At 73.2% G+C, this 22542-nt stretch carries 19 protein-coding genes; 7 read left to right on the plus strand and 12 right to left on the minus strand.

Annotated elements, in window-relative coordinates; genetic code table 11:
• Positions 1-30 precede the first annotated feature (30 nt).
• Positions 31-414, plus strand: coding sequence for an STAS domain-containing protein (locus tag ACWGJ5_RS02150; protein WP_453307871.1), 384 nt, complete (start codon positions 31-33; stop codon positions 412-414).
• Positions 415-479: 65 nt separating this feature from the next.
• On the opposite strand, the gene ACWGJ5_RS02155 is transcribed toward ACWGJ5_RS02150, so the two are convergent.
• Positions 480-833 carry a hypothetical protein gene (locus ACWGJ5_RS02155; RefSeq protein ID WP_453307872.1) on the minus strand — a complete coding sequence of 118 codons (354 nt, stop codon included), beginning with the start codon at positions 831-833 and terminating at the stop codon, positions 480-482.
• 73 nt (positions 834-906) lie between these two features.
• Positions 907-1590 carry a TNT domain-containing protein gene (locus tag ACWGJ5_RS02160; protein WP_453307873.1) on the minus strand — a complete coding sequence of 228 codons (684 nt, stop codon included), beginning with the start codon at positions 1588-1590 and terminating at the stop codon, positions 907-909.
• A 352-nt stretch (positions 1591-1942) separates the two neighbouring features.
• Here ACWGJ5_RS02160 and ACWGJ5_RS02165 point away from each other — a divergent pair, with 352 nt between their 5' ends.
• The gene (locus tag ACWGJ5_RS02165; protein ID WP_453307874.1) at positions 1943-3079 is read left to right on the plus strand and encodes a molybdopterin-dependent oxidoreductase; all 1137 of its coding nucleotides are present in this window, start codon (positions 1943-1945) and stop codon (positions 3077-3079) included.
• A gap of 135 nt (positions 3080-3214) precedes the next feature.
• Here the strand turns inward: ACWGJ5_RS02165 and ACWGJ5_RS02170 are convergent, their stop codons facing one another.
• Complete coding sequence (locus ACWGJ5_RS02170; protein ID WP_228618244.1) at positions 3215-3421, minus strand: hypothetical protein; 207 nt, start codon at positions 3419-3421, stop codon at positions 3215-3217.
• Positions 3422-3574: 153 nt separating this feature from the next.
• Between ACWGJ5_RS02170 and ACWGJ5_RS02175 the strand changes: the two genes are divergently transcribed.
• Together ACWGJ5_RS02175 and ACWGJ5_RS02180 are read left to right on the plus strand one after the other, a co-directional pair.
• A complete protein-coding gene (locus ACWGJ5_RS02175; RefSeq protein WP_453307875.1) occupies positions 3575-5425 on the plus strand; it encodes a glycoside hydrolase family 15 protein in 1851 nt (616 codons plus the stop codon).
• 91 nt (positions 5426-5516) lie between these two features.
• Positions 5517-5750 carry a hypothetical protein gene (locus ACWGJ5_RS02180; RefSeq protein WP_228618240.1) on the plus strand — a complete coding sequence of 78 codons (234 nt, stop codon included), beginning with the start codon at positions 5517-5519 and terminating at the stop codon, positions 5748-5750.
• 13 nt (positions 5751-5763) lie between these two features.
• Here ACWGJ5_RS02180 and ACWGJ5_RS02185 read toward each other — a convergent pair whose 3' ends face one another.
• The 6 genes from ACWGJ5_RS02185 to ACWGJ5_RS02210 form a co-directional block, all read right to left on the minus strand.
• A complete protein-coding gene (locus tag ACWGJ5_RS02185; RefSeq protein WP_453307876.1) occupies positions 5764-7083 on the minus strand; it encodes a tetratricopeptide repeat protein in 1320 nt (439 codons plus the stop codon).
• 65 nt (positions 7084-7148) lie between these two features.
• On the minus strand, positions 7149-9887 hold the full coding sequence (locus ACWGJ5_RS02190) for a SpoIIE family protein phosphatase (protein WP_453307877.1): 2739 nt from the start codon (positions 9885-9887) through the stop codon (positions 7149-7151).
• Positions 9888-9970: 83 nt separating this feature from the next.
• Positions 9971-12481 carry a SpoIIE family protein phosphatase gene (locus tag ACWGJ5_RS02195; RefSeq protein WP_453307878.1) on the minus strand — a complete coding sequence of 837 codons (2511 nt, stop codon included), beginning with the start codon at positions 12479-12481 and terminating at the stop codon, positions 9971-9973.
• 296 nt (positions 12482-12777) lie between these two features.
• A complete protein-coding gene (locus ACWGJ5_RS02200) occupies positions 12778-13515 on the minus strand; it encodes a 2-phosphosulfolactate phosphatase (protein WP_453307879.1) in 738 nt (245 codons plus the stop codon).
• Between the two features lie 29 nt (positions 13516-13544).
• The gene (locus ACWGJ5_RS02205; protein WP_453307880.1) at positions 13545-13829 is read right to left on the minus strand and encodes a DUF1232 domain-containing protein; all 285 of its coding nucleotides are present in this window, start codon (positions 13827-13829) and stop codon (positions 13545-13547) included.
• A 30-nt stretch (positions 13830-13859) separates the two neighbouring features.
• Positions 13860-15095, minus strand: a complete 1236-nt coding sequence (locus ACWGJ5_RS02210; RefSeq protein WP_453307881.1) for a hypothetical protein — start codon at positions 15093-15095, stop codon at positions 13860-13862.
• 325 nt (positions 15096-15420) lie between these two features.
• Here ACWGJ5_RS02210 and ACWGJ5_RS02215 point away from each other — a divergent pair, with 325 nt between their 5' ends.
• Both ACWGJ5_RS02215 and ACWGJ5_RS02220 read left to right on the plus strand, forming a co-directional pair.
• Positions 15421-15813, plus strand: coding sequence for a PadR family transcriptional regulator (locus tag ACWGJ5_RS02215; RefSeq protein ID WP_453308262.1), 393 nt, complete (start codon positions 15421-15423; stop codon positions 15811-15813).
• A complete protein-coding gene (locus ACWGJ5_RS02220; protein ID WP_453307882.1) occupies positions 15810-16811 on the plus strand; it encodes a hypothetical protein in 1002 nt (333 codons plus the stop codon). The genes ACWGJ5_RS02215 and ACWGJ5_RS02220 overlap by 4 nt, the downstream gene beginning before the upstream one ends.
• 33 nt (positions 16812-16844) lie before the next feature.
• Here ACWGJ5_RS02220 and ACWGJ5_RS02225 read toward each other — a convergent pair whose 3' ends face one another.
• The gene (locus tag ACWGJ5_RS02225) at positions 16845-17810 is read right to left on the minus strand and encodes a DUF1152 domain-containing protein (protein ID WP_453307883.1); all 966 of its coding nucleotides are present in this window, start codon (positions 17808-17810) and stop codon (positions 16845-16847) included.
• Between the two features lie 134 nt (positions 17811-17944).
• Complete coding sequence (locus ACWGJ5_RS02230) at positions 17945-19309, minus strand: FAD-dependent oxidoreductase (RefSeq protein WP_453307884.1); 1365 nt, start codon at positions 19307-19309, stop codon at positions 17945-17947.
• A gap of 214 nt (positions 19310-19523) precedes the next feature.
• Here ACWGJ5_RS02230 and ACWGJ5_RS02235 point away from each other — a divergent pair, with 214 nt between their 5' ends.
• On the plus strand, positions 19524-20579 hold the full coding sequence (locus ACWGJ5_RS02235) for an NAD-dependent epimerase/dehydratase family protein (RefSeq protein ID WP_453307885.1): 1056 nt from the start codon (positions 19524-19526) through the stop codon (positions 20577-20579).
• 69 nt (positions 20580-20648) lie between these two features.
• Here ACWGJ5_RS02235 and ACWGJ5_RS02240 read toward each other — a convergent pair whose 3' ends face one another.
• Complete coding sequence (locus ACWGJ5_RS02240; protein ID WP_453307886.1) at positions 20649-22409, minus strand: NlpC/P60 family protein; 1761 nt, start codon at positions 22407-22409, stop codon at positions 20649-20651.
• Positions 22410-22542: the final 133 nt, after the last annotated feature.

Consider the following 22542-nt stretch of genomic DNA (forward strand, 5'->3'; position numbering starts at 1 on the left):
TGCCCGTAAAGGCGTGATTGGAGGTGCGCCATGGGCAGCGAGGACCGTTGGGGGCAGGGAGAGGCGGAGCTGAGGGTGTCGCTGGGGCTCCGCGACGGCTGGACGGTCGCCAGCCTGGCAGGCCCGATCGACATCCTGACCGCGCCGCGACTGCGCGCGCATCTCGAAGACCTCGTGGCAGACCACGGTGGGCTGCCCCAAGTGATCATCGACCTCGGCGGCGTCACCTTCTGTGACGCACGGGGGCTGAGTGCGCTCATCGGCGCCCACCACACGGCCGCCCGGCGCGGCGGCACGGTGCGTCTGGTCGTCCCGCCGGGGCGCGTGCGCAGAGTCCTGCGCATCGCAAACCCCACCCATGACCTCAAGGTGCACGACACGGTGAGCGACGCGACTGCGGTCGACCCGGTCTGAGGGCACGGCGGGGCCGTTGCGCCGTCTTCGAGGGATCACCATGCCGCTGACCGGGTTGCGCCAGGTCAGGCATCGTCAGCCGTTCCACGGTGCCGATGGAAGTCCGCCCATGCCTGCCGCTGGATCTCGTCGGCGTCCGCCAGGAGCTCCGCCAGGGGTTCTGCGGCCCCCGAAGGCCGGGAGGACACCCGCACGAGCGTGTCGTAGAGGTACTCACAGGCTTCGGCCTCTGTGTCGAAACGCCGTATGTCGCTGTCCTTGGAGCGTTGGCGCAGGCCGACGGTCCAGGTATCCGCCGCGCGGCGCAGGAAGTAGTAGGCGTCCAGTTGGACGGGCACATCGTGGACACCGGCGATCTCGTAGAACGCCTCGGGAACGCCCGCCTCGCGGAGTCTTTCGACGAGTTCCGCGCTGTCCATGAGATCCGTCCTTCCGCCTGCCGCAGAGGTGGCCCGGCCGGATGGGGCCGGGGCCACCCCGGGCGTCGTCTCGTCAGGTGGGGATTTCCTCCAGCTTGTGTTCGGTGGCGAGCTGGGGGATCTTCTCGCGCGTCATGTACTGGAGGCCCAGGCCGGGCTGGCCGAACCAGGGACGGATCGGGCCGGCATCGACGGTGAACGGCATGACGACCCGGTACAGGTGGTAGCTGAACGGACAGTACTCGACGTACTGGTCGAGATTGCTCGGCGGGATCGCGCGCTTGGCGTAGGGCGTGCCCGCGGGGGCGAGGAAGCTGCCGAGACCGCTGCCGAAGAGGTCGACCAGCTGGCCCTTGCGGAGCGTCACAGGGCGCTCGACCGGCTTGCCGTTCTTCAGCACGAAGCCGTCGTTGTCGGGGAACCACCAGCCCTGCTTCTTCGTGGTGGGGTCAGTTTGCCAGTAGCACGCGAGGAACTGGCCGGCGGAGGTGTGGTCCGTGCGGTGATAGCCCTTCAGCATCTTGCCGAGAGGCCCTGACTGGGGCAGGTACTTGGGCCCCAGCCGCCAGTCGTTGCGGTAGTAGGGCGTGAACTGCGTCGGCGGTTCGAAGCCGGGCACGCGGGTGCGGTGCGTGGTCGGGCAGGGAGCCTTGTTCCCCGCACGGGGGTTGTCGGCGTGCGCCGTGGCCGGGGAGGTGCCGATCAGCAGGAGGAGCGATGCGAGGGCGCTCCTCACGAAGGCGCGCGGTACGCGCATTCGAGGTCCCTTCTCTTCTGGCGCCAACCGGGCGCCGTGTGAGCGGCGTGCCGCCGGCCTGGACGGCCGCCTGCCCGCCTCGTCGTGACGGGACTCATTTCAGACGGGGCATATGCGCGAGGGACGGAGGCGTCGCAGGTAGTCACCCAATCCGATGAGCGCATTTTCCTCGGACGGCCGAAGACCTGAGGCGATGGCCCGATCCGTTCGCCGCGGCCGCACGCAGCGGCATGGGTGAACGCGTACGCCTGGACCGGGGCGCGTCGGCTCCGAAATCCCCGGAACGGCGCGGGAGTTACCGCCAGTGCCCGCTTTTGTCGCCGTGCCGGACTCCCTGGAGGACAATGACGCCATGGGCCAGCGACCCGGCGACGTCAGCGCCCCCGCCCGGCTGGCCGGTCCCGGCGAGGGCATCGGCGCCGACGAACTCGCGCTCGCCACCCGCAACCACGGTCTGCCCCTGGAGGCACTGCGGCACGACGTCACCCCGCCCGGACTGCACTACGTCCTCACGCACTACGACATTCCGTACGTGCCGGACGTCGGTGCCTGGAGGCTGACCGTCGACGGTCGGGTGCGTACCCCGCTCGACCTGTCGCTCGCCGATCTGCTGTCGTTCGCGCAGGTCACCACCCGGGTGACCCTGGAGTGCGCGGGCAACGGCCGGGCCCTGCTCACGCCCCGGCCGGTCAGCCAGCCCTGGCTGGTGGAGGCGGTCGGCACCGCCGACTGGACCGGAGCGCCGCTCAGGCTGCTGCTCGCGGAGGCGGGCGCGGACCCGGCGGCCGCCGACGTCGTCTTCACCGGCGCCGATCACGGGGTCGAGCGCGGTGTCGAGCAGGACTACCAGCGCGCCCTGCCCCTGGCCGTGGCCACCGGCGACGACCCCGAGGTGCTGGTCGCCACCGCCATGAACGGCGCGCCGCTGCCGCCGCAGCACGGCCGGCCGCTGCGGCTGATCGTGCCCGGCTGGTACGGCATGGCCCAGGTGAAGTGGCTGCGCTCGGTCACGGTGAGCGACGTGCCGTTCACAGGCTTCCAGCAGTCGGTCGCCTATCGGATCCGGCACAGCGCCGACGAACCGGGCGAGCCGGTCACGCGGATCGCGCCGCGGGCGCTGCTGGTCCCGCCGGGGTTTCCCGACTTCATGTCCCGGACCCGGGTGGTGCGGCCGGGCCCGGTGAGGCTCTTCGGCCGTGCCTGGTCCGGGCGGGCGCCCGTCTCCTCGGTGGAGGTCAGCGCCGACCGCGGTGCGAGCTGGGAGCCGGCTGTTCTCGACCCGGTCGTGGACGGGCACCGGTGGGCCTGGCGGTCCTGGCATCACGCCTGGTCCGCCACGCCTGGGGAGCATGCGGTGGGTGCGCGTGCGACCGACGCCGACGGTTTCACCCAGCCCCTTGAGCAGTACTGGAACCGAGCCGGCCTTGCCAACAACGCCGTGCGCTGGGTGCGGGTGGTGTGTGTGGCCGACGACGCCTCTGCGCCGTAGGGGTTCCTGCGGGCGCGAGTCGTGCGTGGTTGCTCGCGCCCGCGGCGGAGCCGCATGCCGGACACGGCCCCGCGCCCCTTGAGGTCGGCTGACGTGCCCCCGTTGACAATGAGCCTGCTGTTTCCCCGGACTGCCCTACGGCATCAGCCTCTCGATGGCTGTCGGGCCCTCCTTCTCCATCTTGCGGCGTGCCCACTCGAGGTTCTTCGGTGTGACGTCCCTGCCCGCCGCCATCACCAGGTCCTCCGGGGTGACGTCCCTGGAGGGTGCGGAGTGGAGCAGGGCGTCCGGGGTGCAGTGGTCGTCGGACGACCGGGATTCGTCGGGTGTGATCGTCGACATGATGCCTCCTCCTCGGTCCGGATGACCGCATCCGTGCCGGTGCCGCCGAACGGGGCACACTCTCACCATTCCTCGCAGCGCCTTCCCACGCCACCGGAGAGCACTCGCTCCTAAGCTGGAAAACATCTCGCACCGCTCACCGGGAGGCCGCAGATGGCCGAGACCCCGTTTCCCGAGGACGTCCACCCCCGCCCGCGCTATCTGCCCATCGCCGATCACGGACTCATCGGCGACCTGCGCAGCGTGGCCCTGGTCGGCACGAACGGCACGATCGACTGGTACTGCACGCCGTCCTTCGACGCCCCCAGTGTCTTCGCGGCCCTCCTCGACGCCGAGCGCGGCGGCCGTTTCGAGCTGGCCGCCGCCGTACCCGCGCGTGCCAAGCAGTTCTACTTCCCCGACACCAACGTACTGATCACCCGGTTCTTCACCGACGACGGCGTCGGCGAGGTGCAGGACTTCATGCCGGTCACCTCGGACAGCGCGGCCGGCACGGGCGAGGCGGGCCGGCACCGGCTGATCCGGCGCGTGGTCTGCGTCCGCGGCACCGTCCCCTTCCGGGTGCTGGTGGCCCCCCGGTTCGACTACGGCGCGGCCCCGCACACCCTGAGCACCATGGGCGGCACCGTCGTCTTCGAGTCCGCAGAGCGGTCCCTGGCGCTGATCTCCACGGTCGACCTGGAGTGCGACGACCGGGACGCGCGCGCCGACTTCAAACTCGGCGAGGGCGAGTCGGCGGTGTTCGCCCTCGACCAGGTCGGCGACGAGGTGATCCCCCGCGGCTGCGCCCACGCCGAGGCCGAGCACCAGTTCAACGCCACGGTCGCCTACTGGCGGCGCTGGCTGCACCAGTCCCGCTACCGAGGCCGCTGGCGCGAGATGGTGCACCGCTCCGCACTGACCCTGAAGCTGCTCACCTACGCGCCCACCGGCGCCATCGTCGCCGCCCCCACGACCAGCCTGCCCGAGCAGCTCGGCGGCGAGCGCAACTGGGACTACCGGTACGTGTGGGTGCGCGACGCCGCCTTCGCCGTGTACGCGCTGCTGCGGCTCGGCTTCGCCGGGGAGGCGGAGGCGTTCATGCGCTTCCTGACCACGCACGTCAGCCCCTGCGACACGGGCGGCTCCGCACCGCCGCTGCAGATCATGTACGGCATCGACGGCCGCCCCGACCTGCCCGAGCGCGAGCTGCTCCACCTGGAGGGCCATCAGGGCTCCGCCCCGGTCCGGGTCGGCAACGCCGCCGCCGGCCAGCTCCAGCTGGACATCTACGGCGCCCTGATCGACTCGATCTACCTGTACGACAAGTGGGCGCAGCCGATCTCCAGCCGCCAGTGGGACGACGTGTGCCATCTGGTCGACTGGGTGTGTGCCCACTGGGACCAGCCGGACGAGGGCGTGTGGGAGACCCGTGGCGGCCGCAAGAACTTCCTGTACTCGCGGCTGATGTGCTGGGTCGCGATCGAGCGGGCCATCCGCCTCGCCAACCACCGTGGACTGCCCGCCGAACTGCCCCGCTGGCGGCAGGCCCGCGACACGATCTACCGGCGGATCATGGACCGCGGCTGGTCCGAGCGGCGCGGCGCCTTCGTGCAGTACGAGGGCGGCGACGTGCTGGACGCCTCGCTGCTGATGATGCCGCTCGCCAAGTTCGTCGCCCCCACCGATCCCAAGTGGCTGTCCACCCTGGACGCCCTCACCGAGGACCTGGTGTCCGACTCCCTCGTCTACCGCTACGACCCGCAGGCCAGCCCCGACGGACTGCGCGGCGACGAGGGCACCTTCTCCATCTGCTCCTTCTGGTACGTCGAGGCGCTGGTGCGGGCCGGCCGGCTCGACGAGGCCCGGCTGGCCTTCGAGAAGATGCTCACCTACGCCAACCACCTCGGCCTGTACGCGGAGGAGATCGGCCGTACCGGGGAGCAACAGGGGAACTTCCCGCAGGCGTTCACACACCTGTCCCTGATCAGCGCCGCGTTCAACCTCGACCGCGCCCTCGGCTGACCACCGGGGCGGTGTGTCCCCAGGTCGTACGGGTACCCGGGAGTTTCCGAAAGGAGAACGACGCAGGGGCGACAGAAGGAGGAGACCCCGTATGACCAGCTCCAGTGAGACAGGTGGCATCACCGGTACCCGCGACAAGAACTACGACCTCATCTGGTACGTCGAGGCGTGCCTGGACAACGCCCTGCGCCTGGAGACGTACATCCAGGACGCCGAACGCGACAACGACCGCGAGCTCATGGACCTGTTCCACAAGGCTCAGTCCGACAGCCGCAAGGGCGCCGAGATGGGCAAGCAGCTGCTGCGCGATCGGCTGAGCGCCTGATCGCCTCCTCCGCTCAGGCGAACCGGGAACTCGGGACGGGCCCGGCGGAGCGTACGCGCGCCCGGTCGCCGCGCAGCCAGGTGCCCTGCACGGCGCCGGCGAACGCGGCGAACCGGGTGTCGTCGTCCGCCGGGCCCTCGCCGTCCCCAGGATCGGCGGCCGGGTCCGCTGCGGTCACCTCGGCGGCGATCTCCGCCTCCGGGCGGTCGTCCGCCGGGTCCCGTCCGATACTGCCGTCCGCGCCCTGGCGCAGTCGCTCGCCCCAGGGCGGCACCACCGACTGGTGCAGCAGCCCCACGCTGTCCGCGGTGATCGCGGGCGGGTCCGTCCAGCAGCTCGCGTGCGCGTGCAGCACCTGCCCGGGCACGCGCTCGAAGAGCTGCCCGACGATCTCCGGGCCGCCGTCGTGCGCCGCCAGGCCGTCGAGATCGTAGGCGACGACGACCGTGTCCGTGCGGCCGGGCGCGAACGGCTCGGCGGGCAGGTCCAGCACTTCGGCCGCGGCGAGGCCGAGGATCCGCGAGTCCCGGTCGGGCAGCAGCGACACCGACCCGGGCCGCAGCCCGGCGGCCTCCAGCAGGGCGCGCAGCCGCAGCAGCCCGCGCAGACAGCCGCCGGGGGTGTCCTGCAGCCAGGCGTAGCGGCCGTGCATCCCCGCGTCGAAGCCGTACGGCGACAGGGTGCCGAGGACCGTGCCGGCGATCACGTACTGCCAGCCGCGCAGATCGGTCAGGTCGAGCGAGGACACCCGCTCGGCGTCGGCCGCCCGCTCCAGTGCCCGGTTCTGCCGGTCCCGCGCCGGCTGCCACTGCGCGTCCTCGGGGTCGGACAGCAGCGCGTGCTGGCGCCGGGCCAGTTCCAGGTCGCCCGCCAGGACGGCGTTGAACACCAGCAGATAGCGGTCCGGCCAGTCCTTGAACGACCCCTCGTGCCGGGCGAGTTCGGTTACGGCCTCGCGGTGCCGGCCCTCGTCCTCGTACGCCGACACCAGCTCCCGCAGCGCGTGCAGTGAACCGTCGCTGCGCCGCAGCGCCTCGCGGAGCGCGGGAATCGCCAGGTAGGACACGCCTCGTTCGATGCAGGCGTACCCGAAGTCGTAGAGGACCTTGGCGCGTTCGGGGTCGGCGGCCAGGGCCGTGGCGGCCTGCGTGAGGTCGTCGAAGCCCGCCGCCGCGGCGGCCCGCCGTACCACCAGGGCCACCTCTGCGAGCGGCTGGGTGTCGCCGGCCGCCCGCAACTGCCGCAGCGCACCGGGCACATCCCCGGAATCCAGGCACCCCCAGGCCTCGAGGAGCTCGGGGGACTTCGGGCGGCGATTTCTGCGCGAGAACATGCCGGAGATCATCACCCGCCGGATGACGTGTCCTCAACACAATTCCCGCGCAATGCCGCAGGGGTCTACGGCAGCGGCTGCTCCGCCCAGATGATCTTGCCGTTGTGGGTGTACCGGGTGCCCCAGCGCTCGGCGAGCTGCGCGACGAGGAACAGACCCCGGCCGCCCTCGTCGGTGGTCGCCGCGTACCGCAGATGCGGCGAGGTCGTGCTGCGGTCGGACACCTCGCAGATCAGTGTGCGATCCCGCAGCAGCCGTACCCCGATCGGGCCGCGTCCGTAGCGGATGGCGTTGGTGACCAGTTCGCTCAGGATCAGCTCCGTCGCGAAGTCCAGGTCCTCCAGGGCCCAGTCGGTGAGCTTCCGGGTCACCGCGGAGCGCACCTCGGACACCGCCGCCGGGTCGGACGGCACCTGCCACTCGGCGACCCGGTCGGGGCCCAGCACCCGGGTCCGGGCGATGATCAGCGCCACGTCGTCGTTCGGCCGGGCCGGCAGCCGGTCCAGCACCGCACGGCAGGTCTCCTCCGGCGAGCCGCCCGGCGTGCCGCGCAGCGCGTCGCTCAGCAGGGCGAGACCGACGTCGATGTCCCGTTCCCGGTCCTCCACGAGACCGTCCGTGTACAGCACCAGCCGGCTCCCTTCCGTCAGCTCCAGCTCGGCCGTCTCGAACGGCAGCCCGCCCAGACCCAGCGGCGGCCCGGCCGGCACCTCCGGGAACTCCACCCGGCCGTCGGCGTCCACCAGCGCGGGCGGCGGATGACCGGCCCGGGCCACGCTGCAGCGCCGCGACACCGGGTCGTACACCGCGTACAGACAGGTCGCCCCGGCGATCGCCGCGGAGCCGTCCGCGGCGGTCTCGTCCTGGTCGATCCGACCCACCAACTCGTCCAGCAGACTGAGGAGTTCGTCGGGCGGCAGATCCAGCGCGGAGAAGTTGTGCACCGCCGTGCGCAGCCGGCCCATGGTGGCCGCCGCGTGCAGCCCGTGCCCCACCACGTCCCCCACCACCAGTGCCACCCGGGCACCGGACAACGGCAGCACGTCGAACCAGTCGCCGCCCACCCCGGACTGCGCCGGCAGATAGCGGTAGGCGATCTCCAGCGCGCCCTGCTCCGGCAGCGAACGCGGCAGCAGACTGCGCTGCAGCGTCACCGCCATGCTGTGCTCGCGCGTGTACCGGCGGGCGTTGTCGATGGACACCGCCGCCCGCGCCACCAGCTCCTCGGCGAGCGCCAGCTCCTCGGAGTCGAACGGCTGCGGCTTCTCCGAACGCCAGAAGTTCGCCACGCCCAGCACCAGGCTGCCCGCCCTGAGCGGCACGGTGATCAGCGAGTGGATGCCGTACGCCAGGACCTGGCCGGTGCGCTCCGGGTTCTGCGCGCGCCAGCCGGGCGCCTCGTGCAGCACGGGCTCCAGGACCGACTGCCCCGAGGTCAGGCTGCGCGCCTGCGGCGAGGTGGCCACGAACCGGATCCGCTCACCGACCGGGTACAGGGGTGCGTCCTTGCGGATGCCGGCGCAGGCGGCGCGGCGCAACGCCGTGCCCGGCCTCGGCTCCTCGCCGTGCAGGACCGCGTCGAACAGATCGACCGTCGCGAAGTCCGCGAACCGGGGCACCGCCAGCCCGGCCAGCTCCTCGGCGGTTCGGCTCACGTCCAGGCTGGTGCCGATCCCCACTCCGGCGTCGTAGAGCATGTTCAGCCGCTCGCGCGCCACCTCGGCCCGGCCGGACAGGGCGCGCAGCTCGGTGGAGTCGCGCAGCGTGGTGACACTGCCGGCCGGGCCGCCGCGGACGTCGGTGGGGCGCTGGTTGATGGCCAGCAGCCGGTCCTTGACCAGGTGCACCTCGTCCGTGGCCACCCGGCCCGAGGCCAGCAGCGCCGCCGTCTCGTCGTCCAGGCCCAGCTCCAGCACGCTGCGCCGCTCGGCGTCCTCGGGCAGGTCCAGCAACCGGTGCGCCTCGTCGTTGGCGAGCAGCAGCCGGCCGCCGCCGCCGACGATCAGCACGCCCTCCCGGACCGCGTGCAGCACCGCGTCGTGGTGCTCGTACATCCGCGTCATCTCGTACGGGCCCAGGCCGTGGGTCTGGCGCAGCAGCCGTCTGCTGACCAGGGCCGTTCCCGCGGTGGCCAGCGCGAGCGCCGCCGCTGCCGCCGCGAGCAGCAGGGGCAGCTGCTGGTTGGCGGCCCCGCCCACGTGCGCGGTGGTGATCCCGGCCGACACCAGGCCCACCACCTTGCCGGAGACGTCCTTCACCGGCACCACGACCTGCACCAGTGGGCCTATGGTGCCGTTGACGTGCTCGACGACCGTGCCGCCCGCCACCGCCGGGGCGATGGTGCCGACGAACTTCTTGCCGATGCGGTCGGGTTTGGGGTGCGTGTAGCGGATGCCGTCGGTGTTCATCACGACGACGAAGTCCACGCCGGTCGCCTTGCGCGTGGCCTCGGCCCTCGGCTGGAGGATGGCCGTCGGGTGCGCGGAACGCAGCGCGGCCGCCGTGCCCGGCGCGTTCGCGAACGACTGGGCGACGGAGAGGGAACGGTTCTGTGCCTCCACGTCGGTGTCGCGCCGCACCTGGAGCACCTGCGCCACCACCGCAGCGACGATCAGCAGCAGCACGATCACCACTTGGAGCACGAACACCTGTCCGGCGACACTGCGCCCGGTCACCGCCGACCGCAGCGCCCCGGGCGCGCCGCCGTTCCCGCCCGAGCCCTGCTGCTGCAGGCCCTCCGAGACGCGCGGGGACGCGGAAGGACGGGGCGGCCGAGTCGCGCTCCGGCCGGACAGTCGCACCATGTGCCCATGTCTACACTGCCCGGCCCCGTCCGGCGAGACTGTCACCCGAGGTGACCGCAGCCGATCGGAGTGGCGCGATTCACTCACCGGTGGCGTACGGGGGGCGAACGGCGGGCGGCGAGCAGCAGCGCCACGTCGTCGGGGCGGTCCGTGGCGTGCCGGGCGGTGGCCGTGAGCCGGTCGGCGACTCCGGCCAGCGACCGTCCGCCCCGGCGCCCGGCGGCGGCCCCCGCCCTCGCCAGCGCCAGCCGCAGCGCCTCGATGCCGTCGTCGATGTCCGCGCCCGGCCGCTCCACCAGACCGTCCGTGTAGAAGGCGAAGATCGCGTCCGGCTCCAGCAGCAGCTCGGCCACCGGGTACCGGGCCCGCGGATCCACCCCGAGGACCACACCGCCGGGAACGTCCAGCAGCCGGGTCCGGCCGTCGGGAGAGCGCAGCAGCGGCGGCGGATGTCCCGCCCGGGCGATCCGGGCGCGGCCGGTGGCGGGGTCCAGCCGCAGATAGCAGCAGCTGGCGAACTGGCCGGGGTCGAGGTCGATCAGCAGGTGGTTGGTGCCGCTCAGCACCTCGTCCGGTGGCCGGTCGCCCAGCGCGAACGCGCGCACCGCACTGCGCAGCTGCCCCATGGTGGCCGCCGCCTGCACCCCGTGCCCCTGTACATCACCGATCACCAGGGCGAGCCCGTCGCCCGCCTCGACCACGTCGTACCAGTCACCGCCCACGTCCATGCCCTGCGTGCCCGGCAGATACCGGCCCGCCGTCTCCACCTGCGGGTGCGCCGACAGCCGGCGGGGCAGCAGCGCCTGCTGCAGGCCGCGGGCGAGGGCCGCCTCGCTGTCGTAGCGCTGGGCCCGTTCCATGGCGTGTGCGATCAGCCCGGCGAGCGCGGTGAGGACCGTGCGCTCCTCGGTGCTGAAGCTGCGGGTGCGGTCGAAGCCGAGGATGCACGAGCCGACCGGCCGGCCGGAGGCGATCAGCGGCAGGAAGGCCCGGGCGCCCTCGGGCGCGTCCAGCGGGATGCCCGGATAGGCGGCCGCCAGCTGCTGCATCGACTCGAAGAACAACGGCCGGCCCGTGGTCAGGCACTCCACGCCCGGCAGCCGCGCGTCGAGGCCGACCCCCTCGAACGGGTCGAGGAACCCCTGTGGGAAGCCGGTCTCCCAGGCGAGATAGAAATGCCGTTCCTGGAGCAGATAGATGGCGAGGCACCCGCCGCCGAACGCGGGCAGCAGCTCCCGTACGACCACGGCCGACACCTGACGGGCGGTCACGGCGTCCGTCAGCGCGATGGCCAGGGTGATCGGCCGGTACAACGGCGCCATCGAGCCGCCGGCCGCCACCGTGTCCTCCGGGACCTGCGCCTCCACGGCCGGCCCGACCGGTGGGTCCATGCGGCTGGCCGGGACGAGCGTGCAGCTCAGCAGGTCCTCGCCGCAGTGCACCGACACGGCGAGCCACTCGCCGGCACCGGGCTCGCCAGGTCTCCCGGCCGGTCGGCGCACATGGAAGTGCACCGGACCCGGGGACAGAAGCGCACCGCGCAGATGGTCGTCGTACGGCGCACCGACCAGCCACGGCATCCCCTCCCACAGCGGGCGCCCGAGCAGCCACTCCCGGTCCCGGCCGACGAGCCGGGCCGCGGCCTCGTTGACGTACACGATCAGACCCAGCCGGTCCAGGCAGAACACGCCCTGCGGCAGCGGGTCGGCCGCGCCGTCCGCGCAGGCGGCGGGCCCCGGAGCGACCACCACCCCGCCGACCTGCTCCGCGGCCCCGCCCTCGGCGGCCGGCCACAGGTCCAGCAGTCGCGGCGTGCCGTCCCGCGCCAGCAGCCTCAGCGGCGCGGCGGGCGGTCTGCCGGCCGCGGTGGCGTGCAGCGCGGCAAGGACCAGGTGCGCGTCGTCCGGGGCCAGCGCGTCCGCGAGCGCCGTGTCCGTTCCCCCGCAGTCGTCGGGGGGCAGGCCGAGAAGGGCATGCAGCCGGTCGTCCGCGTACACCGCGCGGGTCACGGGATCCCAGCGGAACCGCGCCACGACGGGCTGCGCGGGCCGGCGCGCGGGCGGCCGTACGCACAGCGGCTCACCGTCCCAGACCACCGCGCGCGGGTCGCCGTCGGCGAGCCCGAGCAGTTCGGCGCCCAGGCCTTCGGCGAGCCTGTCGAGCAGGTCCCGGTCCAGCAGTTCGTCCGCGGTGTCCGCCGTCGCCGGGCGCAGCACCATGAGCACGCCCAGCGGCTCGCTGCCGCCCGGCACCGGCACGTGCACCGATCCGAACGGGAAGGGCAGACTCGCCGCGAACTGCGGATACCGGCGCACCGTCTCGGCGGCGTTCGCCAGCATCACGGGTACGCCGAGGCGGTAGGCGTCGGCGACGGGGAAGGGCCGGTCGACGTGCACCCGCCACCAGGGCCGGAACAGCGGGCCGGGCAGCCCCGCGAGCACCGCGAGGCGCAGCAGGCCCGGGGTGCCGGAGCGCAGATACACGGCCGCCACCCGGCCGCCGGCCGCACCGAGCGCGCCGGTCGAGGTCTCGGCCAGCAGCGCGGCCAGCCGGGCCCGCGTACGGACCGGCTGCTCGCCACCGCTCACAGTCATCGCCCCTACCTCGTCCCGTGCGCCTTCGGGTGGATGACACAGCAAGAATGCGTCAGGAAGACCGTGCGACGCACCTGGGAGGGGCGGGAAACCGGAAACAGGGAGAGTGCCGGGGACGGCGCGGGCAGGGCGGTGTTCCGGCGCGTGATGCTGCGGCCGTGTGCGAGTCCGGCCGAACGGGCCGGCCCGGGGCGGCGCCAGTCACTGCGCGGCGATCCGCGCCGCCGCCGAGCACCGGCCCTCGGCCGACGTCACCCCGGCCGGGGGCAACGCCCGCCACGAGGGCGCGGCCCCTCTCAGTCGACCGGTCCTGCCGGTCCCGGACGGCCCGCGGGGCGGGATTCCGGGCTCCCGGCGTCCAGCGGACGCAGCACCAGATGACCGTCCACCCGGGTGGCCGCCATGGCGAACGGGAAGGTGTCCGCCTCCAGGCACATCGCCACGTCCTCGGGATGGACACCGGTCCAGCCGCGCCGCACGCCGTCGGCGAGCCGCACGGCGGCGTCGGAGCGCCGCGCCCGTTCCAGGTACGGGCCGGGGTCCGCGTCGGCGGCCCGTACGCGGTCCGCGATGTACTCGGCGCAGGCGAGGTCCTCCTCGGCCCGGCCGCCGTCCCCGGTGACGACGAAGGTCACCATCCCCGGCCGGGCGCGGCGCAGCACCTCGGCGGTCGCACCGGCCACCACGAAGCTCGCGCACAGCAGCAGCCCGGCGTCCGCCACGGCCAGCGCCCCGGCCGTCCCGGCGGTGGTCTTCTGCACGACCGTACGGCCCCGCACGTCCAGCGAACGCAACCGCGCGGGCGAGTTGGCCAGGTCGAATCCCGGCACCGGCTCGCCGTCCTGGAAGGCGAGCCAGCCCGGGTGACGGGCCTTCAGCTCCAGGGCCTCGCGCTGCGTACCGGCGAAGACGATCCGCTCGGCACCGCGCCGGAACGCCCAGGCCGCCACGGTGAACGCCCGCATGACATCGACGACCACGGCCACGTCCGGGGCCTTCGGCGTACCGGGTATACCGGTGAACTCGGTCTGCATCACCCCATGATCAGGCACGCACCGGCCGTTCAGGGCCCGTCCGGGCCGGGCGGCAGCGGCCGGGCAGCGCGCAGGCTGCGCAGGGCGAGCAGCAGGACGGCGATGTCGTCCAGGTAGACGGGGTCGGGCAGCAGATCGGTGGGCAGCAGCAGATAGGCGACCGCGCCCCAGAACACCCAGCGCGGGCCCGTCGGCAGCCCGGCCCGGCGCAGCGCGCGCCGGGCGCGCACCAGCCGTACCAGCACACCGAGGGCGACGGCGAGCAGCGCCGCCGCGACGACGGCGCCGATCACCACCAGGGTGGTGGCGTCCATCCGGCTTCCCTCCGGGTTCCGGCAGGACGGCTACGGCGTCCGGTCCGTGCCGTCGGCTGCCTCCGCGCCGCCGTTCTCCGCCGTGGGCCCGCCCGCCGCCGCTGCCTCCGGTGCGCCGTTCGCCGGTCCCGCCGCCGGTTCCTGCGAGGCGGGCGTCGACCGGCGCTGGGCCTTGGCGGTGAACCTCAGCCGCTCGAACGTCCGGGTCAGCTGCTGCAGCGCACCCGGCGTCCGGGACGCGGGCCGCTGCTGCGGCAGGCCGGGCGCCGGGACGTCACGGTAGGCGGCGAGGGCCTCCAGGGCCTGCTCGGCGGCCTCCTTGTACAGATCACGGGACTTGGTCATCGCCTCCAGCGCCTCGGCGTAGCGGGCGACCCGCTGCCGTTCCCGCTCCAGCTCCTCATGGACGGTCATCAGGGTCCACTTCTCCCGCAGGTCGGTCAGCGCCTCCTCGCCCTCCCCGGGCAGCGGCCGGGGCAGGGCGGCGAAGTGCCGCAGGGCAGCGAAGAGTTCGGCGGGTTCGGAGCCGTCCAGGAAGACGCTGCGGACGGTGTGCTCGCGGCTGTCGTAGCCCTGCGGAGCGGGGTCCGGGGGAAGCAGCACCGCGCCGCCGCGCGGCACCTCGACGCCGAGGTCCTTCAGCGCCCAGTTGACGGCACGGAACTGGTGCGGCGCGGCCCGGTGCTCCACCACCCGGTGCCTGAGGCCCGCCGGCAGCAGCCGGGTCAGCGGCAGCCTGCCCTGCTCGTCCGGGGTCATCGCCTCGTGCACGACGACATTGAGGCACCACGCCTCGCGCGCCGCCTCGCGCAGCCTGCGCCGCATCTCCTTGTCGTCCGCGGGCAGCGCGTTGACCTGCCGGAGGCGCAGCCCGGTCACCGTGGCGTGGTGGTCCCAGGAGCCGTCCTCTCCCGCCGCGCCCTCGGGCCAGAACAGCGTCGCAGGCGAGGGCCATGCCTCGTCCCACGGGCGCTCCGCCTCCGCGACGAGCCGCCACTCCCGGCCCGGCCGCCGGCCGTCCTGCGCGACGAGGGTGAGCCGGGCCCGCACGGTCACCGTGCCGGCTACCCGCCAGCGGGCCTCGAACACGCGCCGGGCCGAGTCCTCGGGCACGGGGGGTTCGGTGAAGTCATCGATGTCACCGCTCTCCTTGTGCCGGCGCAGGGTGCTGCGGACGACCTCCTCGGGGGCGGGACCGGTGTGGCGGCCACGGGCCGCCCAGAGGGTCTGCGGGACGGTGGCGCGGTCGGTGCTGGAGTTCGACATGAGCCAATCTGCTGATGGGGGCGGATGCGCCTCCCAGTATCACCGCTCGGCGGGGCCCACGTCGTCAGGGGCCGGGTGGCGGCGTGTGGCGACGGGTGCGCCCACGCGCACGGGACGCGCGCCGTGCACCCGGGGCGCGCGCGGCACGCGTCGGGCGGCCGTCGTTCACACGTGGTCGCGTACCCGTGCGGTCCCCACAATGGTCCGGCGAACGGGGTCCGCCCGCCCATCCGCTCAGGGGCGGACCCCGTTCTCGCGGCGATCGGCGGAACTGCTCGATATATATCGGCAGCCGATATATCCTGGCCGCATGACAGCGAAGAGCATGACCCGGGCGGCGTTCTTCGTCCTCACCGCGCTCGCCGACCAGCCCCGGCACGGCTACGGCATCCTGCGGGAGGTGGCGGAACTGTCCGACGGAGAGGTGCAGCTGCGGGTCGGCACGCTGTACGGCGTGCTGGACCGGCTCACCGCGGACGGCCTGATCGTGCTGGACCGCGAAGAGGTCCAGCAGGGCCGGCTGCGGCGCTACTACCGGCTCACCGACGACGGAGTGGCCGCCCTGGACGCGGAGGCCGAGCGGATGGCCGCCGGTGCCGGGGCGGCCAAGCGGCGCATCGCCGAGGGCCGTCGCGCCGGCGCCCCCGCCCGCCCCGCCGCCGGCCCGGCCGGGCTCGAACCCCCCACCGCACCCGGACTCGCGGGAGGCTTCGCATGACCACGCTGCTGGAGACCCGCTACCGCACCGTCCTGCGCCTGCTCCCCGCCTACTACCGGCGGGAACGGGAGGAGGAGATGGTCGAGACGTACCTGGAGGACCTCGACCGCGACACCCAGGACCAGAGCCGGCCCACGCTCGGCGAGGTGACGAGCATCGCCGCCCTGGCGGTGCGCAGCCGCCTCGGCGCCGCCGGGGCGCCCCGGCGCTATGTCCTGCTCGGCTCGGGCGCACGGCTCTTCGCGCTGGCCGCCGTCCTGCTCCTGGCGGCCTCCGCGGTCGTCGAGCCGGTGCTGCGGCTGACCTGGTCCTTCACCCGGGGCGACGCGGAACGGCGGCTCTTCCTCGCCGACTTCACCGGCCACGGGCTCCTCGCCGGGGCGGTCGCCGTCGCCCAGTGGATCCTGCCGCTCGGCTGGACCGTCGCCTATTTCGCCCTCCTGCACGACCGCCGTCGCCTCGCCCGGATCGGTGCCCTGCTCGCCGCGGTGCCCAGCCTGTGGCCGCTGTTCCGCCAGCTGACGGGGGCGACGGTCGTCACGGAGCCGGCGTTCGTCGTGACGCTGGCACTGCTCGCCTGGCTGCCGGCCCTCGCGCTGTGCGCCGCCCACCACCGCGACGCACCCCCGGCGCGGCTGCCCGCCGGCACTCCCGGTCCGGCTTTCATGGCGGCGTGCGTGGTGACGGGCGCGTCCCTGGTGCTCGTGCCCATCGCCGACGACCTGGTGTGGGGGCCCGCCAACTGCTTCCTCGCCGCTGCCCTCGGCCGGCTGCTGTGGAGCGCCCGTCGCGCGGCGAGCGGCGCACCGGGCGGCGCGCTCGCCCTCGCCGCGCTCGGTCTGCTGCTCCTGGTGGTGCGCGTCGCCGCCGTGTACCCGTGGCTCCACGTCCCGGGCGCCGCCGCGTACATCGCCGGCGGCCTTGCTCAGACGGCGGCACTGGCGCTGCTGACCGTGCTCCTCGGAGTCGTCGGAGTGCGGGAACTCGCCCGCCGCTGAAGGGAGTTCCCCGAGGGGTGCCCCGTAGCCCGGCTAGTGCGGGAACGCCCGGGGCGGCCGCTGGCGGGGCAGCTCCTCGCGGAAGCCGGCGATGACCGAGCTGATCTGGCGCATCAGGACGGTCTCCGCCAGCCGGTCGAGGTAGTGGTTGGCGCGGGCCAGGGCGGGCAGGTCCACACAGAAGTACAGGCTCATGAGCGGGTTGACGAACAGTTCGCTGTTGCGGGTGCGTTCGGTGAACCGCACATCGCCGAAGTCACCGCGCACCGCGGCGGCGACGGACCCGTTCACGATGCTCGGGTGACTGGTGTGGCAGCGCTGGGCGTGGGCGACCGCGTCGAGATAGGCGGCGCCCTCGGCGCTTTCCCTGGGCAGCGAGAACGCGCCCAGGTAGCCGCCCGCGCGGTCCAGCGCGGCCAGATTCTCCAGTACCAGCGAGTGGTTGACGCCGTGATGGGCGTCCACCCCGAAACCCAGGCAGGCCACCAGCCGGTGCGGAACCTCGTCGAGCCCCGCGACGGCGGCCAGGCTGGCCATGTCCTCCTCGGGCGTGCCCAGCCCGTGCTCGTCCCCCCGCATCAGGATGTCCGTCCCGCCGTCCACGAGCACCACCGCGTCCACCCCGCCCAGGTGCCCGGCCAGCGCCCGGTAGGCGGCGCGGAGCGGCTCGACACCGGTGCGGGGAAAGGCGTACACGGTGTCCGGCAGGCCTTGAGTCCGGAGCCACTGGGCGAGCGACCGCTCGGGGAAGTAGTCGCCGCGCAACGGGGTGTCCGGGCGTACGGCGGCGACATCCGGTGCCACCCAGTGGTCGAGTCCGAGGCCGTACAGGTCGGCGAAGGACAGGCTCGCCAGGTGGACCTCGCTGCCGGCCGACCGCAGCGCGAGCGCCAGGGGAAGCCCGGCGTAGACGTCGAAGCCGCCGCCCGCACCGGCGACGAGCACACGTCGGGCCTCGCGCAGACGGGTGAAGAAGAGGGGCTCACGGAGGGAGAACACCGCAGGACCCTAACAGGGCCTTTCCGGGGCCTCACCCGGGTTTCAGCGGGCCGCAGTCGGGGATTTTCCCCGGGGCGCGCACAGGGGCCGGCACATCCGTGCCGGCCCCGCTCGTCGCTCCTCGCGTCCGGGACTTACGCCCCGCTCTCCCGCAGCATGTCCTCGCGCTCGACGATCTTCACTCGCTCACGGCCCTGCGGCTCGCCCAGGGCGCGTTCGGCGGCGTCCAGCTTGTACCAGCCCTCCCAGGTGGTGAAGCGGACCTCGCGCTCGGCGAGGAAGGCGTCCACGGCCTCCGGGTCGGGCGAGGCCGGGGTGTGCAGCCGGCCGTTCGCGTAGTCGTCCAGCAGGTTGGCGACGGTCTCGTTGGCGTCGCCCTTGGTGTGGCCGATCAGGCCGACGGGGCCGCGCCGGATCCAGCCGGTGACGTAGGTGGACTGCAGAGGGGCGCCGCCCTCCTCGACGACCCGGCCGCCCTTGTCCGGGATCGTGCCCGAGTCGATGTCCCAGGGCAGCTTGGGCAGCTTCTCGGAGAGGTAGCCGACCGCGCGGTAGACCGCGGTGACGTCCCAGTCCTTGAACTCACCGGTGCCCTTGACGTTTCCGGTGCCGTCGAGGGCGGTGCGCTCGGTGCGCAGGCCGACGACGCGGCCGTCCTCGCCGAGGATCTCCGCGGGGGACTCGAAGAAGTGCAGGAACAACTTGTGCGGGCGGTCGCCGACATCGCGGATCGCCCAGTTCTCCAGGGTCTTGGCGACCATGTCGGCCTGCTTGTTGCCGCGCCGGGTCTCGATCGAGCCCTCGTCGTAGTCGATGTCCTCGGGGTCGACGATGACCTCGATGTTCGGCGAGTGGTCCAGCTCGCGCAGCTCCATCGGGCTGAACTTGGCCTGCGCCGGGCCGCGGCGGCCGAAGACGTGGATCTCCACGGCCTTGTTGGCCTTCAGGCCGTCGTGGACGTTCGGGGGGATCTCGGTCGGCAGCAGCTCGTCCGCCGTCTTGGCGAGGACGCGGGCGACGTCGAGGGCCACGTTGCCGACGCCGAGGACGGCGACCTTCTCGGCCTGAAGCGGCCAGGTGCGCGGCACGTCCGGGTGGCCGTCGTACCAGGAGACGAAGTCGGCGGCGCCGTGGGAGCCGTCCAGGTCGATGCCGGGGATCGACAGGTCGCGGTCGGCTGTCGCGCCGGTGGAGAAGATCACCGCGTCGTAGAAGGCGCGCAGGTCGTCCAGGCTGATGTCGGTCGGGTAGCCGACGTTGCCGAACAGCCGGATCTGCGGCTTGTCGAGCACCTGGTGCAGGGCGGTGACGATCCCCTTGATGCGCGGGTGGTCGGGGGCGACGCCGTACCGGATCAGGCCGAACGGGGCGGGCATCCGCTCGAAGAGGTCGATGGAGACGCCGGGGTCGGCGGCCACCTCGGACTTGAGCAGGGCGTCGGCGGCGTAGATCCCGGCGGGGCCGGCTCCGACGATGGCTACCCGCAGGGGGCGCGGCATGATCAGGTTCCCTTCGCGGTTGAGTGGGCGACTTGATCAGGAAGCCTAAACTAAGGCATCCCTAAGTTGGTACGCGGGTCCGGTCTATGACCCCATAAGTGGATCTTATGACTTACCCAGCGTCGTCTTATGGTCCGAGGTGTTCCCCTTGAGCGGCCGGTGCCCGACCCTGTCCTCGGACGGGAGGAACGGGACGGGAGGAAGGGGGGCGGGCGTGGCCGGACGTGGGACGACCGTGGCGGTGACGGGCGGCAGTGGCTTCGTCGGCAGTCATCTGGTGCGACGCCTGCTGCAGCGGGGCTACCGGGTCCACGCCACCGTACGCGACAGGTCCGACGCGGCGAAGGTCCGGCCGCTGTGGCAGATGCAGGAGACGTTTCCCGGTCAACTGGAGCTCTACGAGGCCGACTTGCTGAACGGTGGCACCTTCGACGCGGCGTTCGGCCGGTGCGCGGTCGTCTTCCATGTGGCCTCACCGTTCCTGATGCCGGAGCAGATCAAGGACGGCCGACGGGACGTCGTGGACCCGGCGCTGCTGGGCACCCGCAACGTACTGGCGGCGATCCAGCGGACCCCCGACGTGCGGACGCTCGTGTTCACGTCCACCGTGGGAGCGATCTTCGGCGACTACGCCGACGTACTCGCGATGGACGGGCGGATCCTCTCCGAGCGGTACTTCAACACCACCAGCACCGCCGAGAACAACCCCTACCACTACGCCAAGACGCTGGCGGAACGTGCCGCGTGGGAGGCCGAGGCGACGCAGGACCGCTGGCGCATGGTGTCGGTCAACCCGGGCCTGATCCTGGGGCCGTCCTTCACGCCCGCGTCCGACTCCGGCAGCCTCTTCCTGCTGGACGAGCTGTTCCAGGGCTCCTTCTGGTACGGAGCACCGGACTTCAGCTTCACCACGGCGGACGTCCGGGACGTGGCCGACGCGCACATCGCCGCCGCCGAGAACCCGGCGGCGAAAGGGCGGTACATCGTGGCCGCCGAGACCATGGCGTCCTTCCACGAGATGGCCCGCATCCTCCTCGCCCACCACCCCCGCGACCTCCGGCTCCCGCGCACCAGGCTCCCGCACTGGCCGGTCCGCGTCCTGGGTCCCGCCTTCGGCCTCACCCAGGACTACATCCGCAGGCACCTCGGCATCCGCTTCCGCGTCGACAACAGCCGCAGCGTCCACGAACTGGGCCTGACCTACCGCCCGTTGGAGGAGACCCTGCGCGACCACTACGAGAGCCGGCGCGCACGCCGGCGCCGCGGCTGATCCCGGTCCGGGTCGTCCTGGTCGTGCAGTTCGTCCCGGTGGTGCCGTTCGTCCCGGTCCGCCGACCGCTCAGGCGGGCCGCACGATCCGGTGGATCGCCGACTCCCCGGCGCCGTAGATCGACTCCTCGCGTATGGACGAGCCCGGGCCCGGCGCGTGCACCATCATGCCGCCGCCGACATGGAGTCCCACGTGCCGGTCGTCGTCGAAGAAGAGGACGAGGTCGCCGGGCTCGACCCCGGCGAGGGTGACCGGCGCACCGGCGAGCGCCTGCTCGTACGCGGCCCGCGGCAACTGAACGCCGGCGGCCTTCCAGGCGGCCTGGGTGAGGCTGGAGCAGTCGTACGAGTCCGGCCCGGTCGCACCCCACACACACGGCTTCCCGATCTGCGCCCGCGCGAACGCGATGGCCTTGGCGGCCCGCACGGCGCGGGGTGACTCAGGGCCGGCAGCGAGGGAAGCGGTGTCGGTCACGGGCGCCAGGGTGGTGGGCGAGGTGTCCCAGGTCGGCATCGCGGTGGCCGTCGCACCGGGTGACGCCCCGTACGGCTGCTGCCACTGGGCGGCCGCGGGGTCCGGGGAGGGGGCCTGCACGGGCGTCGCGGGCGGTACGGCTGTGACGGGGGCGGGGGGTGTGACGGGAGCCGAGGGTGCGTGAGCCAAGGGTGCGTGAGCCGAAGGTGCGGGAGCCGAGGGTGCGGCTGTCATCGGCATGGGTGGTGCGGTCGTGACCGGCATGGGTGGTGCGGTCGTGACGGGCGCGGCTGGTGCGGCCGTCGTAGGCGTGGGTGGCGTGGCCGTGACCGACGCCTGCGCCATGGCCGTAAGGGATTCCGGCGGGATGGCCGCAAAGGACCCCGACGGCGCGGCCGCAACGGCTTCCGGTGGTGTCGCCGTCATGGGCACGGCTTGAGCGGCCGCGGCGGCCGTGGTGAGTCGGGCGGTGTACCGGGTGATCACATCGCTCGCCGCGGCCAGCTTGCGCTGGTTGTTCGACTTGGACGCGGCGGGGGAGGGGCGGCCCGGCGCGGTGGGGCCGGGCAGTGCCCACGGTTCCTGGACCGGGGTGTCCTGCGCGGCGGACAGCGCGGTCACCGGGAGGACGGCGGTCTCGACGGGACCGGGGCCGGCGGGTGACACAGCACCGAGGCCGGTCGGTTCCACCGGTCCGAGGCCGGTCGGTTCCACCGGATCGAGGCCGGCCGGTATCCCCCGCGTATCCGGACCCACCAGGGCTGCCGCGCCGGGGAGTGTCAGGCCCGCCGCGCTCGCGCCGGGCGCACCTGTTCCGTCGAGGGCCGGCAACTCCACGCCCCCACTCGGCAGTTCGGGACGGCGCGGCCCGGGCAATGCGGCGCGTCCGCTTTCGCGCGCCGCCAGGGCGAGACTCTCCGGGTCCGTCGCCCGGCCGGCCGTCAGCTCGGCCACCGTACGTTCGATGGCGCGCTCCAGGGCGGGCCGTCGAGCGGACGGGCCTACGCCCAGGGCGTCCGGCGATCCGCCCGGAAGGCCGCCGCCCATCCGGTCCCAGGCTCGGCCAGGAGCCGCTGCCGGGCGGTCGGGCAGCCGGTCGGCGGGCAGCGCCGCGGGGACGATCGGGCCGAGCTTGGCGCGTGCCCCGTCGAACCACTGCCGGGCGATCGCGTCGAGAGCGGGATCCGGTCGCCGCCCCGAGCGCTTGGCCGGCGGGACGCCCCGAGAGCGCGTCACCGAGGCCATGGCCCGGGTCGCGTTGTAGTTCCCGGTCACGTTCTCGGCCTGGTCGTAGAGGGAGTCGACCCGCTGCCGAACCTCGTCCTGCGCCACCTCGTCGCGGCTCTCCGGCGCCATGGAAGACACGCTCCTTCCTTGCCCCGCAGGGCAGTTGGCCGTTGCGTCCGGCCGGTCGAGGGCCGGGCGGCCTCGCGTCAACCTAGCCAACGTGTGTACCTCGTGTGAAGGTTGAGGCGTGAAATGTCCGATA

The sequence above is a fragment of the Streptomyces sp. NPDC054783 genome, from assembly GCF_053611725.1.

What these genes read in the sequence shown, in the direction of transcription:
- ACWGJ5_RS02150 (WP_453307871.1), top strand. Translation starts at nt 31, where the DNA reads ATGGGCAGCGAGGACCGTTGGGGGCAGGGAGAGGCGGAGCTGAGGGTG.
- ACWGJ5_RS02155 (WP_453307872.1), bottom strand. Translation starts at nt 833, where the DNA reads ATGGACAGCGCGGAACTCGTCGAAAGACTCCGCGAGGCGGGCGTTCCC.
- ACWGJ5_RS02160 (WP_453307873.1), bottom strand. Translation starts at nt 1,590, where the DNA reads ATGCGCGTACCGCGCGCCTTCGTGAGGAGCGCCCTCGCATCGCTCCTC.
- ACWGJ5_RS02165 (WP_453307874.1), top strand. Translation starts at nt 1,943, where the DNA reads ATGGGCCAGCGACCCGGCGACGTCAGCGCCCCCGCCCGGCTGGCCGGT.
- ACWGJ5_RS02170 (WP_228618244.1), bottom strand. Translation starts at nt 3,421, where the DNA reads ATGTCGACGATCACACCCGACGAATCCCGGTCGTCCGACGACCACTGC.
- ACWGJ5_RS02175 (WP_453307875.1), top strand. Translation starts at nt 3,575, where the DNA reads ATGGCCGAGACCCCGTTTCCCGAGGACGTCCACCCCCGCCCGCGCTAT.
- ACWGJ5_RS02180 (WP_228618240.1), top strand. Translation starts at nt 5,517, where the DNA reads ATGACCAGCTCCAGTGAGACAGGTGGCATCACCGGTACCCGCGACAAG.
- ACWGJ5_RS02185 (WP_453307876.1), bottom strand. Translation starts at nt 7,083, where the DNA reads ATGTTCTCGCGCAGAAATCGCCGCCCGAAGTCCCCCGAGCTCCTCGAG.
- ACWGJ5_RS02190 (WP_453307877.1), bottom strand. Translation starts at nt 9,887, where the DNA reads ATGGTGCGACTGTCCGGCCGGAGCGCGACTCGGCCGCCCCGTCCTTCC.
- ACWGJ5_RS02195 (WP_453307878.1), bottom strand. Translation starts at nt 12,481, where the DNA reads ATGACTGTGAGCGGTGGCGAGCAGCCGGTCCGTACGCGGGCCCGGCTG.
- ACWGJ5_RS02200 (WP_453307879.1), bottom strand. Translation starts at nt 13,515, where the DNA reads ATGCAGACCGAGTTCACCGGTATACCCGGTACGCCGAAGGCCCCGGAC.
- ACWGJ5_RS02205 (WP_453307880.1), bottom strand. Translation starts at nt 13,829, where the DNA reads ATGGACGCCACCACCCTGGTGGTGATCGGCGCCGTCGTCGCGGCGGCG.
- ACWGJ5_RS02210 (WP_453307881.1), bottom strand. Translation starts at nt 15,095, where the DNA reads ATGTCGAACTCCAGCACCGACCGCGCCACCGTCCCGCAGACCCTCTGG.
- ACWGJ5_RS02215 (WP_453308262.1), top strand. Translation starts at nt 15,421, where the DNA reads ATGACCCGGGCGGCGTTCTTCGTCCTCACCGCGCTCGCCGACCAGCCC.
- ACWGJ5_RS02220 (WP_453307882.1), top strand. Translation starts at nt 15,810, where the DNA reads ATGACCACGCTGCTGGAGACCCGCTACCGCACCGTCCTGCGCCTGCTC.
- ACWGJ5_RS02230 (WP_453307884.1), bottom strand. Translation starts at nt 19,309, where the DNA reads ATGCCGCGCCCCCTGCGGGTAGCCATCGTCGGAGCCGGCCCCGCCGGG.
- ACWGJ5_RS02240 (WP_453307886.1), bottom strand. Translation starts at nt 22,409, where the DNA reads ATGGCGCCGGAGAGCCGCGACGAGGTGGCGCAGGACGAGGTTCGGCAG.